Origin of the sequence: Pseudobutyrivibrio sp. YE44 (assembly GCF_900104335.1) — a bacterium.
In the GTDB taxonomy this organism is placed as follows: domain Bacteria; phylum Bacillota; class Clostridia; order Lachnospirales; family Lachnospiraceae; genus Pseudobutyrivibrio.
Genome location: NZ_FMXT01000014.1, coordinates 1 through 16043, shown reverse-complemented (window position 1 = coordinate 16043; position 16043 = coordinate 1). Strand labels below are relative to the sequence as shown.

Annotated in this window: 16 protein-coding genes, 1 tRNA gene and 1 pseudogene; 16 read left to right on the top strand and 2 right to left on the bottom strand. The window is 31.9% G+C overall.

What is annotated here, in order from left to right:
• Nucleotides 1-8: 8 nt before the first annotated feature.
• Nucleotides 9-1124, bottom strand: coding sequence for a DNA polymerase III subunit beta (gene dnaN / locus BLR54_RS13290; protein ID WP_090421880.1), 1116 nt, complete (start codon nt 1122-1124; stop codon nt 9-11).
• A 269-nt stretch (nt 1125-1393) separates the two neighbouring features.
• On the bottom strand, nt 1394-2782 hold the full coding sequence (gene dnaA / locus BLR54_RS13285; RefSeq protein WP_090421878.1) for a chromosomal replication initiator protein DnaA: 1389 nt from the start codon (nt 2780-2782) through the stop codon (nt 1394-1396).
• 474 nt (nt 2783-3256) lie between these two features.
• Between dnaA and rpmH the strand changes: the two genes are divergently transcribed.
• From rpmH to BLR54_RS13205, 16 genes and pseudogenes are all read left to right on the top strand, one after another.
• Nucleotides 3257-3391, top strand: coding sequence for a 50S ribosomal protein L34 (rpmH, locus tag BLR54_RS13280; protein WP_015550658.1), 135 nt, complete (start codon nt 3257-3259; stop codon nt 3389-3391).
• Between the two features lie 48 nt (nt 3392-3439).
• On the top strand, nt 3440-3778 hold the full coding sequence (gene rnpA / locus BLR54_RS13275) for a ribonuclease P protein component (RefSeq protein WP_090421876.1): 339 nt from the start codon (nt 3440-3442) through the stop codon (nt 3776-3778).
• Nucleotides 3779-3798: 20 nt separating this feature from the next.
• Nucleotides 3799-4011, top strand: coding sequence for a membrane protein insertion efficiency factor YidD (gene yidD, locus BLR54_RS13270; protein WP_176761953.1), 213 nt, complete (start codon nt 3799-3801; stop codon nt 4009-4011).
• A gap of 17 nt (nt 4012-4028) precedes the next feature.
• Complete coding sequence (locus BLR54_RS13265; RefSeq protein ID WP_242871256.1) at nt 4029-5303, top strand: YidC/Oxa1 family membrane protein insertase; 1275 nt, start codon at nt 4029-4031, stop codon at nt 5301-5303.
• A gap of 14 nt (nt 5304-5317) precedes the next feature.
• The gene (gene jag / locus BLR54_RS13260; protein ID WP_090421874.1) at nt 5318-5947 is read left to right on the top strand and encodes an RNA-binding cell elongation regulator Jag/EloR; all 630 of its coding nucleotides are present in this window, start codon (nt 5318-5320) and stop codon (nt 5945-5947) included.
• A 146-nt stretch (nt 5948-6093) separates the two neighbouring features.
• Entirely contained in the window at nt 6094-7464 is a 1371-nt protein-coding gene (gene mnmE, locus BLR54_RS13255) for a tRNA uridine-5-carboxymethylaminomethyl(34) synthesis GTPase MnmE (RefSeq protein WP_090421873.1), read from the top strand.
• 24 nt (nt 7465-7488) lie between these two features.
• On the top strand, nt 7489-9366 hold the full coding sequence (gene mnmG, locus BLR54_RS13250) for a tRNA uridine-5-carboxymethylaminomethyl(34) synthesis enzyme MnmG (RefSeq protein WP_090421871.1): 1878 nt from the start codon (nt 7489-7491) through the stop codon (nt 9364-9366).
• A gap of 55 nt (nt 9367-9421) precedes the next feature.
• Entirely contained in the window at nt 9422-10141 is a 720-nt protein-coding gene (gene rsmG / locus BLR54_RS13245; RefSeq protein ID WP_090421869.1) for a 16S rRNA (guanine(527)-N(7))-methyltransferase RsmG, read from the top strand.
• A gap of 75 nt (nt 10142-10216) precedes the next feature.
• Nucleotides 10217-10699, top strand: coding sequence for a hypothetical protein (locus tag BLR54_RS13240; RefSeq protein ID WP_090421867.1), 483 nt, complete (start codon nt 10217-10219; stop codon nt 10697-10699).
• Nucleotides 10700-11000: 301 nt separating this feature from the next.
• Nucleotides 11001-11771, top strand: a complete 771-nt coding sequence (locus BLR54_RS13235; protein ID WP_090421865.1) for a ParA family protein — start codon at nt 11001-11003, stop codon at nt 11769-11771.
• Nucleotide 11772: 1 nt separating this feature from the next.
• Nucleotides 11773-12663, top strand: a complete 891-nt coding sequence (locus BLR54_RS13230; protein ID WP_090421863.1) for a ParB/RepB/Spo0J family partition protein — start codon at nt 11773-11775, stop codon at nt 12661-12663.
• Between the two features lie 24 nt (nt 12664-12687).
• On the top strand, nt 12688-13182 hold the full coding sequence (locus BLR54_RS13225; RefSeq protein ID WP_090421861.1) for a DUF4446 family protein: 495 nt from the start codon (nt 12688-12690) through the stop codon (nt 13180-13182).
• Between the two features lies 1 nt (nt 13183).
• A complete protein-coding gene (locus BLR54_RS13220) occupies nt 13184-14056 on the top strand; it encodes a DUF3881 family protein (RefSeq protein ID WP_176761952.1) in 873 nt (290 codons plus the stop codon).
• Between the two features lie 34 nt (nt 14057-14090).
• Nucleotides 14091-14162: transfer RNA gene (locus BLR54_RS13215), tRNA-Arg, on the top strand.
• Between the two features lie 323 nt (nt 14163-14485).
• Nucleotides 14486-15094 carry a flagellar motor switch phosphatase FliY gene (fliY, locus tag BLR54_RS13210; protein WP_090421856.1) on the top strand — a complete coding sequence of 203 codons (609 nt, stop codon included), beginning with the start codon at nt 14486-14488 and terminating at the stop codon, nt 15092-15094.
• Between the two features lie 12 nt (nt 15095-15106).
• Nucleotides 15107-16043: pseudogene (locus BLR54_RS13205) on the top strand (hypothetical protein); the annotation flags it as partial.

Genomic DNA, 16043 nt, shown 5'->3' with positions numbered 1-16043 from the left:
ATTTACTCCTAGTTTGCTCCAGGATTATTAAAGTTTACAGGAAGGACAATATAAACATATGAGCCTTCATCATCCTTAATAAAGCAAGGACTCTTTGCATTTAACATATAAAGATTGATTTCTTCATCATCAATTGCTCTAAGGGCATCCATTACAAACTTTGGATTAAATCCAATCATAATATCTTTACCCTCTTTAACAATATCAATATCTTCGTTCAATGAACCAAAGTGTGACGAAATTGAAAGGGACATTGTGTTGTCACCAGTATTAACAATAATTGGCTTTTTATCTCCTTCATGAACAAGGATGCTTGCTCTATCGATACAATTAAAGAATTCTTTTTTGTTAATCTTAATCTTTGTATCATAGTCAGCAGAGAGCATCTGCTCAATTTTGAAATAATCACCTTCAATAATTCTAGATACAACTGTTGTTCTGTCAAACTCAAAGATAATGTTATTGTCATTAACATAGATATTTACTACATCATCAACACCACCATCTATGATTTTTATAATTTCGTTTAATGTCTTCTTTGGAACAACAACTTTAACATCACTTGTCTCAGATTTAAGGTCAACATTTCTAATTGAAACTCTATGACCATCAAGTGCTACAACCTTAAGCTTATTATCTTTAATCTCAAGAAGCTCACCTGTCATCATTTTATTGTTGTCATTATCTGCAACAGAGAAAATTGTTTTACTAATAATATCTCTAAAAGTGAACTGTGAAATATTGATAGGCTGTGTTCTTTCAAACTGAGGAATATAAGAGAAGTTTTCTCCAGATTTTCCTACAATATCAAATTTAAGTTTTTCACATGTAATTGATGTTTTGTAATTTGAATCTGTTTCTATAGTAACTTCATTATCAGGAAGCTTTCTAACTATCTCAGGAAACTTTTTAGCATCAAGAGCTACAATACCTCTTTCAGAAATTGTTCCATTAATAATAGTTTCTATTCCTATTTCAAGATCATTAGCAGTAAGTTTAATTTCTCCAGAAGATGCATCAATAAGGATACATTCAAGTATTGCCATTGTAGTTCTGGTAGGAACTGCTTTTGATACAATATTAACGCCTTTTAGCAGGTCGGATTTTTGACAAGTGATTTTCATTTGTTTACTCCCTTTCTAAATAAAATAAATAAAATATATTTTCTAAGTACTATTCTTATAGGTTGTTGATTTGTATATAACTGTGAAACCTAAGTATTTATACGTAAAACATAAAAAGTTAAATCTAGAAAATCTGTGAATTAATTATTGATAATGTATGGATATTTTGTGAATAAAATTTGTTCAAACTTTTAAAGTATTTGTTTATCCTCAGGTGATTCACATACTTTTAACAATTTATCCAAAGGGTTATCAACATGTTTTACACATTAATTAGGATTGATTTTCTTTTTAATTGTTTCTACTAAGTTCTTTGTGTTTTCATCCTTATCGATTTCTTCTTCGATTTTATTTGCTCCATGGATGATTGTTGAATGATCTCTTCCTCCAAGAAGTAGGCCTATTGCCTGTAATGAAGAATCTGTCATTGTGTTACACAAATACATAGCAATTTGTCTTGGTCTAACTACTGAGCTAGATCTGTTTTTTGATGCCATCTGATCAACTGTAATATTAAAGTGCTCAGATACAACTTCTATAATAAGCTGAGGAGTAATTTCTCTTGAAATATTAGGAGATATGAAGTTTTGGAGCTCTCTTTCAGCTATCTCCATTGTAATATCAATTTTTTCCAATCTAGAAAAAGCAATAAGCTTATTAAGAGCTCCTTCAATTTCTCTAATGTTTGATTGGATGTTCTCAGCAATATATTTTCTAATTGATTCATCTAAGTTGAAATTTTTTTCTTCAATCTTTTTACTAAGGATGGCCATACGTGTTTCATAATCTGGATATCCAATATCTGCCATAAGACCCATATCGAATCTTGATTTGAAACGATCATCAAGTGTTTCCATATCCTTTGGAGGTTTATCAGATGAAATAACAATTTGCTTTCCCATTGCATGTAAAGCATTAAAGGTATGGAAAAACTCTTCCTGAGTTGCTTCCTTTCCTATAATAAATTGAATATCATCAACCATTAATACATCAACAGTACGATATTTATCTCTAAATCTCTGCATTGCTGTTGCATTATTATTTGTTCTCATATTTTCAATAACTTCATTTGTAAATTCCTCTGAAGTAACATATAAGATATGAGTATTTGGATTTTGATTTTCTATATAATTTCCAATTGCTTGCATTAAGTGGGTTTTACCAAGTCCTGGACCTCCATAAATATATAGAGGATTGTAAAATTCACCTGGTGATTCAGCAACTGCAAGAGCAGCTGTCTGTGCAAATCTATTATTTCTACCAACGACAAAATTATCAAAAGTGAATTTTGGATTTATAGTAGAGTTACCAATCTTTCTTTCACCGTAAGATGTTGTTTCTTCTATATTAATAAGACCAGCATTTTTTTCTTTATTAATTTGATTTGCATTTTCCTGTGAAATAACTAAGATTTCATCGAATTGTATTCCTGTGATTTCAGCTATAGTAACTTTAAGTGGTGTTGCATATTTTCTAGTTACATATCCTAGAGTCATTGTATTTTGATCACCACTATATGTGAGATATAATTTATTATCTTCTATTTGGAATAATTCAAGAGGTTTTATCCAAGAATCATAAGACACATCTGTAATAGCATATTCATTTTTTAAATAGGATAGAATTTCATCCCATTTATTTTTAACAATTTCTTCCATATATATTCCCTTTTATCCACATTTAAATATATTCTTTTTTATTCTAAACCAAATATGGCATTTTAGCAATATTTAGTGGGAAATGGTGTAGGGGATTGTTTGAAAAGAAAATTGTCTTATTTTGTGAATTTGAGGCCTTATTTGACTTATTATTTTTTATCCACAATTGAGTATCTTTTTTATCCACATAAAAATAGTAAATATTTAGGAATTTTATCATTTTATGTTGATAACTTTCATTTTATTTAGTGTTATCCACAATGTTTTCCACAGCTTGTAGATAAATAAAAATTTTTTTTATCACTTTTAACACAATATTTAGTATTCATTCATTTCAAGTTCTTAAATATATTGTGTTTTTTAGTTATCCACAATCATATTTAGTTTTAAATACTTCATTTTTTATTGACTTTATAGGCTTTTGCCTTTATAATTTCAACTGATGTTTTCTCATAAAGAGGAGGTGGATATATTATGAAGATGACATATCAACCAAAAAAGAGACAGAGATCCAAAGTACACGGATTTAGATCTAGAATGAGCACAGCAGGTGGACGTAAAGTTCTTGCTGCTAGACGTGCAAAAGGAAGAAAGAAGTTATCAGCTTAGGCCACAGACCATGTGGTCTTTCTTTCTATTTAAAGGAAAATATTTGTTATGGAATTTAGTGAATCTCTAAAAAAGAATAAGGACTTCACAACTGTATACAGACGAGGTGTATCAAAAGCTAATAGACAGCTTGTTATGTATATATACCATAATAAGACAGATCGAAATCGTATTGGAATTTCTGTTAGTAAAAAGGTTGGAAATTCGGTAGTTAGACATCATTTGACGAGACTGATAAGAGAAAGTTATAGACTAAATGAAGAGATGTTCAATAGTGGTTTGGACATTGTAGTCGTTGCAAGAGAGGCCTCAGCATCTGCAAATTTCGAAGAGATACAAAAATCTTTGCTTCATCTTGCAAATCTTCACAAAGTAACTAGAAAATAATTGGAATCATCGTTTCTATTATGTTGAAGAAGTTTTTTATATTTTTAATTAGGTTTTATCAAAAATATATATCTCCGATGAAACGTACTAAATGTCCTTATTGTCCTACATGTTCTAATTATGGTCTTCAGGCTATTACTAAATATGGGGTCATAAAAGGAGGTTGTTTGACTACATGGCGTCTTTTGCGTTGTAATCCTTTTTCACGTGGTGGTTATGATCCGGTTCCTTAGTAACTGGAGGTTTTACATTGAGCGAACTTTTTTTAACCGCTTATAACGGTTCCATCCTCGGACCTATTGCAAAGGTATTAGGATGGTTTATGGACAAAATCTATACTCTCCTTTCTCAGCTTGGAATTGAGAATATAGCTGTTACAATCATTGTTTTCACTATTTTCATTTATCTTTGTATGTTTCCTCTTACATATAAACAACAGAAATTTGCTTGTTTACAGCGTAAGATGCAGCCTGAAATGAAAGCTATTCAGGATAAATATAAAGGTAAAAAAGATCAGGCTTCTATGCAGAAGCAGCAGGAAGAGACTCAGGCTCTTTATGATAAGTATGGTGTATCTATGGCTGGTAGCTGTGGATATATGATTATTCAGATGCCAATTCTTTTTGCTCTTTATAGAGTTTTCTATAATGTTCCTGCTTATATTTCATCAGTTAAAAATATCTTTACAGATCTTGTTGATGGAATTATGGCAACTGATGGTTTTGCAAAGACCATGCAGTCTATTTTTGATGAAACTGGAATAAAGACTCTTAGTCCTACATTTACAGGAAAAGATACAACAGTTATTTCAGATTCTATTATTGATGTTTTATATAAGCTTCCACAGTCAGGATGGGATGCTCTTTCATCAAATTTCTCTGGTTTAGATAGTGTTATTACATCTACACACAATGCTTTAGATAAGGTTAATTACTTATTTATTCTTAATATTTCAGAAACTCCACTTAGTCTTATCAAGAGTGGATGGACATCTGATACTAAGAATTTTGCAATTATTATTTGTGCTATTTTAGTTCCAGTTTTTGCATACTTATCTCAGGTAGCAAATATCAAACTTACACCAACATCTACAGAAGGTCAGTCTGATCAGATGGCACAGCAGATGAAGACTATGAATCTTATGATGCCACTTGTTTCACTTTTCTTCTGTTTCTCAGTTCCTGTAGGTCTTGGTCTTTACTGGATTGCTGGTGCTGTTGTTCGTTGTATTCAGCAGTACTTCTTAAATAAGCATTTTGAGAAGATTGATCTTGAAAGCATTATTGAAAAGAATAAAGAAAAAGCAGCTGCTAAGGCTGAAAAGCGTGGTATTCGTCAGGCTCAGATTTATGAAGCTGCTCGTATGAGCACAAAGAATAATACACTTGCTTCAAAAGCAAACCTTGTTAATGATAATGAGGATACACTTAAGAAGGCAGAAGAGTTAAGATCTAGTGCCAGCGACGGTTCACTTGCTTCAAAAGCAAATCTTGTTAAGCAGTTTAATGAAATGAATAATAAATAAGGGGGAAGTAATAAATGGAATATAAAGAATTTACTGGAAAAACTGTAGATGATGCACTTACTAATGCTACAGTTGCTTTAGGTGTTACTTCTAGTGAGATTAAATACGAAGTTGTAGAAGAGGGAAGCAATGGTTTCCTTGGTATTGGTTCAAAGGATGCTGTAATTAAAGTAGTTATTTCTTCTTATGAAGATCCAAAGCAGGTTGCAAAAGAATTCCTTGATGGAGTTTTTGAAGCTATGCAGCTTGAAGTTAATCTTACAATGGAATTAGATGAAAGTGATAATACTCTTTTAATTGATTTAGCTGGTCCAGAAATGGGAGTTTTAATTGGTAAAAGAGGACAGACTCTTGATTCTTTACAGTATCTTACAAATCTTGCAGTTAATCGTTCTTCTGAAAACTATACAAGAGTTAAGATTGACACTGAGGATTACAGACGTCGTAGAAAAGATACTTTAGAAAATCTTGCAAAGAATATGGCTAGCAAGGTAAAGAGAACAAAGAAGGCTGTTACTCTTGAAGCTATGAATCCTTATGAAAGACGTATTATTCATTCAGCACTTCAGAATGATAATAATGTTACAACACATTCAGAGGGTGAAGAGCCATATCGTTATGTTGTAATTACTCTTAAGAAATAGAAATCCTTCTTTTGATTTTTTAGGGTTAGTCTTATAATATAGACTAGCCCTTTATATTTGATTATGTATTTCTAAGCTTAAGTTAAGATAATAGAATTACTGTTATTTTTACTTTGGTTTAGTAAGCATTTTAAATTGGAGGCATTATGTATCAAAGCGATACCATTTGTGCTATAGCTACATCTATGAATAGTTCTGGTATTGGTATTATCAGAGTTAGTGGTGAAGAATCCATTTCTATTGTGGATTCTATTTTTCGTGGTAAGAATAAATTAGCAGAATGTGAAACTCATACTATTCAGTATGGACATATTTATGATGAAGAAGAGTTAGTAGATGAAGTTCTTATCATGATTATGAAAGGACCACGTTCTTATACTACTGAAGACACTATTGAGATTGATTGTCATGGTGGTATTTTGATTTTAAAAAAGGTTCTTTCTTTATTAATAAAAAAAGGTGCTCGTATTGCTGAACCTGGTGAGTTTACAAAACGTGCCTTTTTAAATGGACGTATTGATTTATCAGAAGCTGAATCTATTATGGATTTAATTTCATCTAATTCTGAATTAGCTATGAAAAATTCTATTAAACAGCTTTCTGGTTCTTTAAATAAAATTATTGTTGATTTAAGGGATAAGATTCTTTATGAAACTGCTTATATAGAATCAGCTTTAGATGATCCAGAGCATTATGATTTAACTGGTTATCCAGAAGAACTTTCTACTAAAGTTAATAATATGCTTGATTCAATTAATGATTTAATTGATTCCTTTAATTCTGGTCATATTTTAAAAGAAGGAATTAATACATTAATTTTAGGAAAGCCTAATGCAGGAAAGTCTTCTCTTTTAAATACTTTATCTAGAAGAGAACGAGCTATTGTTACAGATATTCCTGGTACAACACGTGATACTTTGGAAGAGCAAATCACAATTAATGGAGTTGCTTTAAATATTATCGATACAGCAGGTATCAGAGAGACTGATGATGTCGTAGAAAAAATTGGTGTTGATAAGGCTATTGATTCTATTGATGATGCTGATTTAATTTTATTTGTAATTGATTCCTCTAGACCATTAGATGAGAATGATGAATTTATTATTAATAAAATTATAGATAAAAAAGTCATAATTTTGCTTAATAAATCTGACCTCGTATCAAAAATTAGCGAGGAAGAAATATACAATAAATATAATAAACCTGTTATTTCTTTTTCATCTGTTAGCTTAGATGGATTGAAAACTTTAGAATCAAAAATAACTGATATGTTTTTCACTGGTCAGGTTAAATCAGATGATACTTTGTATATTACAAATTCAAGACAGGCTGGTTGTTTATCAAATGCAAAAAACAGTTTAACTAATGTTTTGACTAGTATTGAAAATATGATGCCAGAAGATTTCTTTTCCATTGACTTAATGGATGCCTATAACTATTTAGGTGAAATTACTGGTGAAACTATTGAAGATGATTTAGCAAATAAGATTTTCTCTGAATTTTGTATGGGAAAATGATATGATTTTTGAAGGAGTATTTTAATGAGTTACGTTGAAGAATCCTATGATGTAGTAGTTATAGGTGCAGGCCATGCTGGTTGTGAAGCCGCATTAGCTTCTGCTCGAATGGGATTAAATACTATTTGTTTTACAGTTAGTATGGATTCGGTTGCATTAATGCCATGTAATCCTAATATTGGTGGCAGTTCAAAGGGACATCTTGTAAGAGAGCTTGATGCTCTTGGTGGTGAGATGGGTATTAATATTGATCATACCTTTATTCAATCTAAGATGCTTAATTCTTCAAAAGGTCCTGCTGTTCATTCTCTTAGAGCACAAGCAGATAAAGCAGCATATTCTATGAGAATGAAAAAAGTTATGCAGCAAACTCCTAATCTTACATTAAGACAGGCTGAAGTTGCAGAATTAATTATTGAAGATAAAAAGGTTGCTGGCGTAAAAACACTTTCTGGTGCAACTTATCATTGTAAAGCAGTTGTTATTTGTACAGGAACTTATCTTAAGGCAAGATGTTTGTATGGAAATGTTATTGAACATTGTGGACCAAATGGATTAAAGGCAGCTAATCATCTTACAGATTCATTACTCGCTAATAATGTAGAAATGAACCGCTTTAAAACCGGTACTCCAGCAAGAATTGATGGAAATTCTATTGATTATTCTAAGATGGAACCACAATATGGAGATAACCCTGTTATTCCATTTTCATTTAGTACGCCACGTGAATCTGTTCAGATTGAACAGGTTCCATGTTATTTAACTTATACTAATGAAAAAACTCATGAAATTATTCGAGCAAACCTTGATCGTTCTCCTATGTACTCAGGAGTAATTGAAGGTACTGGCCCTAGATATTGTCCAAGTATTGAGGATAAGGTAGTTCGTTTTGCTGATAAGAATCGTCATCAACTTTTTGTTGAACCTGAGGGTCTTAATACTAATGAGATGTATATTGGTGGTATGAGTTCTTCAATGCCAGAAGATGTTCAGTATGCTATGTATAGAACCGTTCCTGGTCTTGAAAATTGTAAGTTTGTTCGTAATGCTTATGCTATTGAGTATGATTGTATAAACGCAACTCAACTAAAAGCATCTCTTGAATTTAAAGATATTTCAGGTCTTTTTGCTGCTGGTCAGTTTAATGGAAGTAGTGGTTATGAAGAAGCAGCAGCTCAAGGTCTTGTTGCAGGTATTAATGCTGCCCTTAAATTATTAGGAAAAGATCCAATGATTCTTGATAGAAGTAATTCTTATATTGGTGTTCTTATCGATGACCTTGTTACAAAGGAAACAAAAGAGCCATATAGAATGATGACTTCTAGAGCTGAATATAGACTATTACTTAGGCAAGATAATGCAGATTTACGCCTCTCTAAAATCGGATACGAGGTTGGTCTTTTATCTAAAGAACGCTATGACTATGTTGTTGAAAAGGAGCGTTTAATAGAAGAAGAGGTTGCTAGAGTTAAAGAAATAAATATTGGGGCTCGTAAAGAGGTTCAAGAGCTTCTTGAATCTTATGGAAGTATTCCTCTTTCAAATGGTATAAAGCTTGTTGACTTAATTAGACGTCCAGAACTTGATTATGATAAGCTTGCTTCTATTGATCCAGAACGTCCAGAGCTTTCTGATGAAGTTAGAGAAGAAGTTAATATTTATATTAAGTATGAGGGATATCTTTCTAGACAGGAAAAACAGGTTAAACAATTCAAAAAACTTGAATCTAAAGTTATACCACAAAATATAAATTATGAGGATGTTTCTAGTTTACGTTTAGAGGCTCGTCAGAAGCTTACAAAATTACGTCCTGCAAATATTGGACAGGCTTCTCGTATATCTGGAGTAAGTCCAGCTGATATTTCTGTGCTTTTAGTTTATCTTGAAACTTTTAAAGGTTAGTTTTAGGGGTATATAAATGTACCCTTAAAAACATCTAAAAAAATAAAGGAGATTTATGAGTAGAGATTATTCATATTTAATTAACACTTTATCAGGGTGGAATTTTAGTCTTAATGAAAAACAGATTAAACAGCTTGATACTTTCTATGAAATGTTAATAGATAAAAATAAAGTAATGAACCTTACTGCTATTACTGAATTTGATGAAGTAGTAGTAAAACATTTTGTAGATAGTTTATCTATATGTACTGTTCTTCCTGAATCTGTACAGACTGTATGTGACTTAGGAACAGGTGCTGGTTTTCCTGGTATTCCTATGGCTATAGCTTATCCTGATTTACAGTTTACTCTTATTGATTCTCTTAATAAAAGAATCAAGTTTCTTCAGGACGTTGTTGATGCTATAGGTCTTACTAATGTTACACTTATTCATTCTAGAGCAGAAGAAGCTGGACGTAATAAATTATATAGAGAACAGTTTGATTTAGTTGTTTCTCGTGCTGTTGCTAATATTGCTACTTTATCAGAGTATTGTTTACCATTAGTTAATATAGGTGGTTATTTTATTAGTTTTAAATCTGGAGATGTAGATGCTGAAATAGTAGAATCAGGTTCTGCTGTAAAGAAGCTTGGTGGTTCTATGGAAAAGCCAGTGTATTTTATTTTACCTGATACTGATATTAGTAGATCTTTTCTTATAATTAATAAAGAAAAAAATACACCTAAAGCATATCCTCGTAAAGCTGGAACTCCAAGTAAGGAACCACTTAGATAATAAAATATGTTTCACATGAAACATATTTTGTTATTAGATTCATTTATTAACACTATATATGGGGGAATATATTATATGGTTAATGACTTCCTAAAAAAATATCAGGAAGAACTTATTTCTGAAAAGATTCAATTAAAAGAAGATATTGATTTATTAGAAACCAAGATTAAGGAAGAGAGTAAGTTTCTTTCTTTATTAGAAGATTCAAATGAATCATATTTTAAAGAGTTTACTCCACGTGATATTAATGCTAAAAATAATAAAAAAGCAGAAGAAGTAAGAGTTACTCTTAATGAACTAACTTCTCAGATGGATATTAAATTACAAAAAATGAAGTTTTTTGAGAGTAGATTAACAGAGCTTAATGCATTAATAAGTAATACTGTAATTCATAATAAGCCAGTTATTAAAAAAAATGATAGTGAGATTATCAATGATAATCCATTGAAATTAGATAAAAATCAATTAATTGATAGTCTTAAATCTATAAATGATTTAATTTTGTTAGACCCATATAGAGCACAAATTGAATTAAATAATTTAATATCTAGTATCTAAAAATAGTGCATAATCTAAATATAGGAATGTTTCACGTGAAACATTTATAGGTTACTAACCTACTTAAACACAAAATATAGTATAAAGATTTTTGATTCAACTCCTATATATTGCTATTTATAATATAATATGTTTCACGTGAAACATTATTTAATAATAAATATAATAACTATATATAGTAATAAAACATAGATATAGAACTAATCGTACAGATATTCTTGGTAGAATTGAGATTTTTAGAATGATATAATTCTAAGAGTTGAGTAGGTAATATATAAATAAGAAAAGAGGGAGACAATAAATGAAAAGAGTAATTGCAATTGCCAACCAGAAGGGTGGAGTTGGTAAGACTACTACTAGTATTAACTTGTCTGCATGTTTAGCAGAAGCAGGAAAAAAGGTACTTGTTATTGATACTGATCCTCAGGGAAATGCAACAAGTGGTCTTGGTTTAGATAAAGATGAATGTGAGAATACTGTTTATGAATTAGTTCTTGATCAGTGCAGCATTAAGGAATGTATGTATAAGGTTGAAAATATTCCAAACCTTACAGTTATTCCATCAAATGTAGATTTAGCTGGTGCTGAGATTGAGCTTCTTGGTATTAATGAAAAAGAATATATTCTTAGAAATGCAGTTGATTATATAAAGGATGATTTTGATTATGTCATTATCGATTGTCCTCCTTCACTTAATATGCTTACAATCAATGCAATGACAACTGCAGATTCAGTTCTTGTTCCTATTCAGTGTGAGTATTATGCATTGGAAGGAATCAGCCAGTTGATTCATACAATCGACCTAGTTCAGCAAAGACTTAATTCAAAGCTTAAAATTGATGGTGTAGTATTTACTATGTATGATAAGAGAACAAATCTTTCTTCTGATGTAGTTGATACTGTAAAGAATAATCTTAATGCAACAGTATATCAGACAATTATTCCTAGAAATGTAAGATTAGCAGAAGCTCCATCTCATGGACTTCCTATTAACTTATATGATGAAAAGTCTGCTGGTGCAGAAAGCTATCGTAATCTTGCAAAAGAAATAATCGGACGAAAGGATATATAAGATGGCAAAAAAGGGAGGACTTGGTAAGGGATTAGATTCTCTTATTGTTAAGAAAGAAGAGGGTGTTGTACTTGCTAATCCAGAGGAGCATGGTTCACCAGTTGAAGTTGATATTAATAAGATTGAACCAAATAAACTTCAACCAAGAAAAAACTTTGATGAGGACAAGCTTCAGGAATTATCCGAGAATATTAAAATTCATGGAATCGTTAACCCATTGATTGTTCAGGATAGAGGATCTTATTATGAAATAATTGGTGGTGAACGTCGTTGGAGAGCAGCACGACTTGCTGGTTTTAAGAAAGTACCAGTTATTATCAAAAAGCTTAGCGAGCAGGAGTTCGTTGAGATTTCTCTTATTGATAACATTCAAAGAGAACAGCTTAATCCAATTGAAGAAGCAATGGCATTTGCCAGACTTATAGATGAGTTTAAGCTTAAGCAGGATGAAGTAGCAGAGAGAGTATCAAAGAGCAGAACTACAATTACAAATGCTCTTAGATTACTAAAACTTGATAGACGTGTTCAGGATATGATTATTGATGATAAGCTTTCCACTGGACATGCTCGTGCTATGCTTGCAATAACAGATTCAGAAAAGCAGTATGAGTTTGCTGAGAGAGCTTTTGATGAAAAGATGTCTGTTCGTGACGTTGAAAGAGAAGTTAAGAAGCTCTTAAATGATAAGCAGGGTGATAAGAAGGCAAAGGCAGCTGGCTTAGATCCTCAGCTTGTAGCAATTTATCAAGACACTCAGGAAAAACTTAAAAGTGTACTTGGTACAAAAGTGTTTATCAATGCTAAGGATAACAAAACAGGTAAGCTTGAAATTGAATACTATAGCCAGGATGAGTTAAACAGAATTGTTGATTTACTTGAAAGTATAAAATAAAACATATGTTCGATAGGAGCAAAAATGATAGAGCAATATTTAGGATTTAGTTCAGACTATATTATTATTGGACTTGCAGCCCTTGTCCTTATAATGATAATTCTTTTGATTGTTTTTATAGCACAAATGTCTAAGCTTAAGAAAAGATATAAAATCTTTATGCTTGGCAGTGATGCTAGATCATTAGAAGATACATTAATATATCGATTAGAGCAGGTTGATGAATTAATCGAAGCAAATGCTAGCAATGAAAGAAATATCGATTCAATCTTTAAGAATATGCAAAGCTGCTTCCAAAAATTTGGATTAGTGAAGTATGATGCATTTAATGAGATGGGTGGAAAGCTTAGCTTCTCACTTTGTATGTTAAATGAAAAAAATACTGGATACATAATTAATGCTATGCATTCTCGCGAAGGCTGTTATACTTATGTTAAGGAGATTATAGATGGAAATTCTATAATTCAACTTGCAGAAGAAGAACAACAGGCATTAGATCAAGCAATAGGTGGAATGTAAAGTGCATCAGTATTTACCAGCGATTGGATTTACAAAACTTAATAAAACAGCCATAGAAGAATTGATTACTGAAATAACCTTGCGTCCTGATTACCAGGAGTCTGCAATTGATTATGAAGGTAATCAATTCGTAGAATTAAGATATATGGTTGCCGATAATGTAGGGCTAGTATTACGCGGCGTTTTTAATGAAAAAGATGAATTTATTTTGGATTATTATTATCCATCTTATTTTGGTGAGTCAATTTCTATAAAGAACGATGTAGAAGTAATAAAGCAAACTGATAAAGATAACTACTATGCAATGTGCGATGAAATTAGATTAGGTGTTAATCTTATTTTTCAGCTACAAAACATGGGAGCATTCTTAAGAAAGAATCTTAAGGATAAAAAGAGTTACAACTCAGATATCAGACTAGCAGCATTATCTGTAGACGGAAAGATTCTTTTACCAGTATACGACAATGAAAAAAGTCGTATAAAGGAAAAAATGAACAACCAGAAGAGAATCAATCTTGTTGAACAAGCACGTGAGGGAAATGAAGAAGCCCTTGAAAATCTTACAATGGATGAGATTGATTTATATCAACGAATTTCAAGAAGAGTGACAAGAGAAGACATTCTTAGTGTCGTAACAACCTTCTTTATGCCATATGGAATTGAAAATGATAAATACGAAGTTCTTGGTAATATTCTGGATGTTAAAGAAGTAGTAAATCATCTTACTATGGAAGAGCTAGTTTTGATGATTGTTGAAAGCAATGATGTTGTTTTTGAGGTATGTATTAACAAGAAGAATCTTTATGGTGAACCAGCTGTAGGACGTCGATTTAAGGGAATAATTTGGTTGCAGGGAACTGTTGATTTTTCGTAATTAGTAGATTAAAATCTAATAGTTACGATTACGAGTTCCCTTAGTTAAATGGATATAACAAGCGCCTCCTAAGCACTAGTTGAGGGTTCGATTCCCCCAGGGAACATCTGTAAAATTGTGGAGCCAAAGGGCTCCATTTTAATTTACAATAAGAAAATAAAATATTGGTGTAAAAGAGAAAGAGATAATCTAATTGCAAAAGTGTCTCTTTCTCTTTTTATATACGCGAATAATAACAGTTTTTCCACACAAAATTCGCAATATTAAGTTACAATAATGCTAATAGTGGATATAGAAGGACTATTTTTGCAAAAAATAGTTTTAATCCACAAGTAGTCTAAAAATTACAAATATTGTATAATCAAATTAAGAATGCAAATAAGTAATTTTTATAGAGGGGGAAAATATTTAAGAGGAGGACGGTAATGTATGGCAGAAGTTACTTTAACTAAAGAGCAACAAGATACACTAGGTGAAATTGCTAATATTAGTATGGGGTCGTCAGCAACATCACTTAGTGCATTACTAAATAATCTTAAGGTAGACATTACTACACCACATATTGAGTTAATTCGTAAAAGCGAAGCACTAGATGATTACCATAATGTGTGTGTATTGGTTCATATCAATTACGTAAAGGGTCTATCTGGAAGTAACGTTTTAATATTAAAAGAAAATGATGTAAAGATAATAGCAGATCTTATGATGGGAGGCGACGGAACTAATACATCAGGAGAGATTGGAGAATTGCAGCTTAGTGCTGTTTCTGAAGCAATGAATCAGATGATGGGTAGTGCAGCATCGTCAATGTCTCAATTGTTAAATAGAATAGTTGATATTTCTCCACCAAAAACAGACAACATAGATGTTGAGAGCGTAAAAATATTTGAAAGGTTATTTGAATCGCCAGAAGTGGATTTTGTTAAGATAACATTCGATTTAAAAATTGGAACAGTAGTTGATTCTGTTATGGTTCAGCTATATCCTATTTCTTTTGCATTAGACATGGTACATCTGTTTGATAAGAATAATCAATAATCAGGGGGCACAATGGACGAGAATACCAAGAAAATCCAACGAGAGATAGCAAAGGATAAGATCCAAATTATTCTATCTAGCATTGCAGTTGCGGTTTTAATAATCATGGAGCTCTACATAATGATTAATTTTAAGAGTAACTTCATGTTTATGGCAGCCGGCATACTGCTGATGATAGTTGCGCTATTTTTCCTAATAAGTGGAGTGTTGGACATATCTCTTAAGAATAAAGATATGGAAGCACAAAAATACGAAGAGATTTATAATGCACAAAAGGCTTCGTATCTCGTCATAAAGAAAAGCTTTGATGAAATGGACCAGCGTCTAAGAAACATCGAAGAAAACAGCTCTTTACCAGCTGAAGATATCATTAATGCACAGAAAGCAGTTGCAAAGGTAACTATATCAAGAAGTAAAGAAAATACGGATGCTTTGATGAACTCAAATGATGAGTTAATCAATCAACTGTTTTCAATTAAAGAAAAGCTTGAAACAAGTAATAGCCAAATAATTGAAAAACAGCAGGCAATGCTGAAGGAATCGAATTTTGATATCCAGCAAAAAATAGCAGCGTTAACAACGCAAATATCAAATATTGAAGGTAAAATTCAAAATAGTGTACCATTGATGGCACAGCCAATTCAGATGGTGGCACCACCAGTTGCACCAATTCCGGCTGCGGCACCTATACCAGAGCCAGTAGTTCAACAGGAAATACCTGTAGAATCAGAAATTACTGCAGAGCCAATTCCAGAAGAACCAGTATTGGAGGCACCTGTTGAGGAATCTCCTATGGAAGATCTGGGAATTGACTTAGATATGCCGGTGGCAGAAGAAACACTAGTAGAAGAACCAGCAATGGAAGAGGTAGCAGCCGAGGAAGCACCAGTAGAAGACTTAGGAATTGACTTAGACATGCCGGTGGCAGAAGAAGCACCAGCAGAAGAGC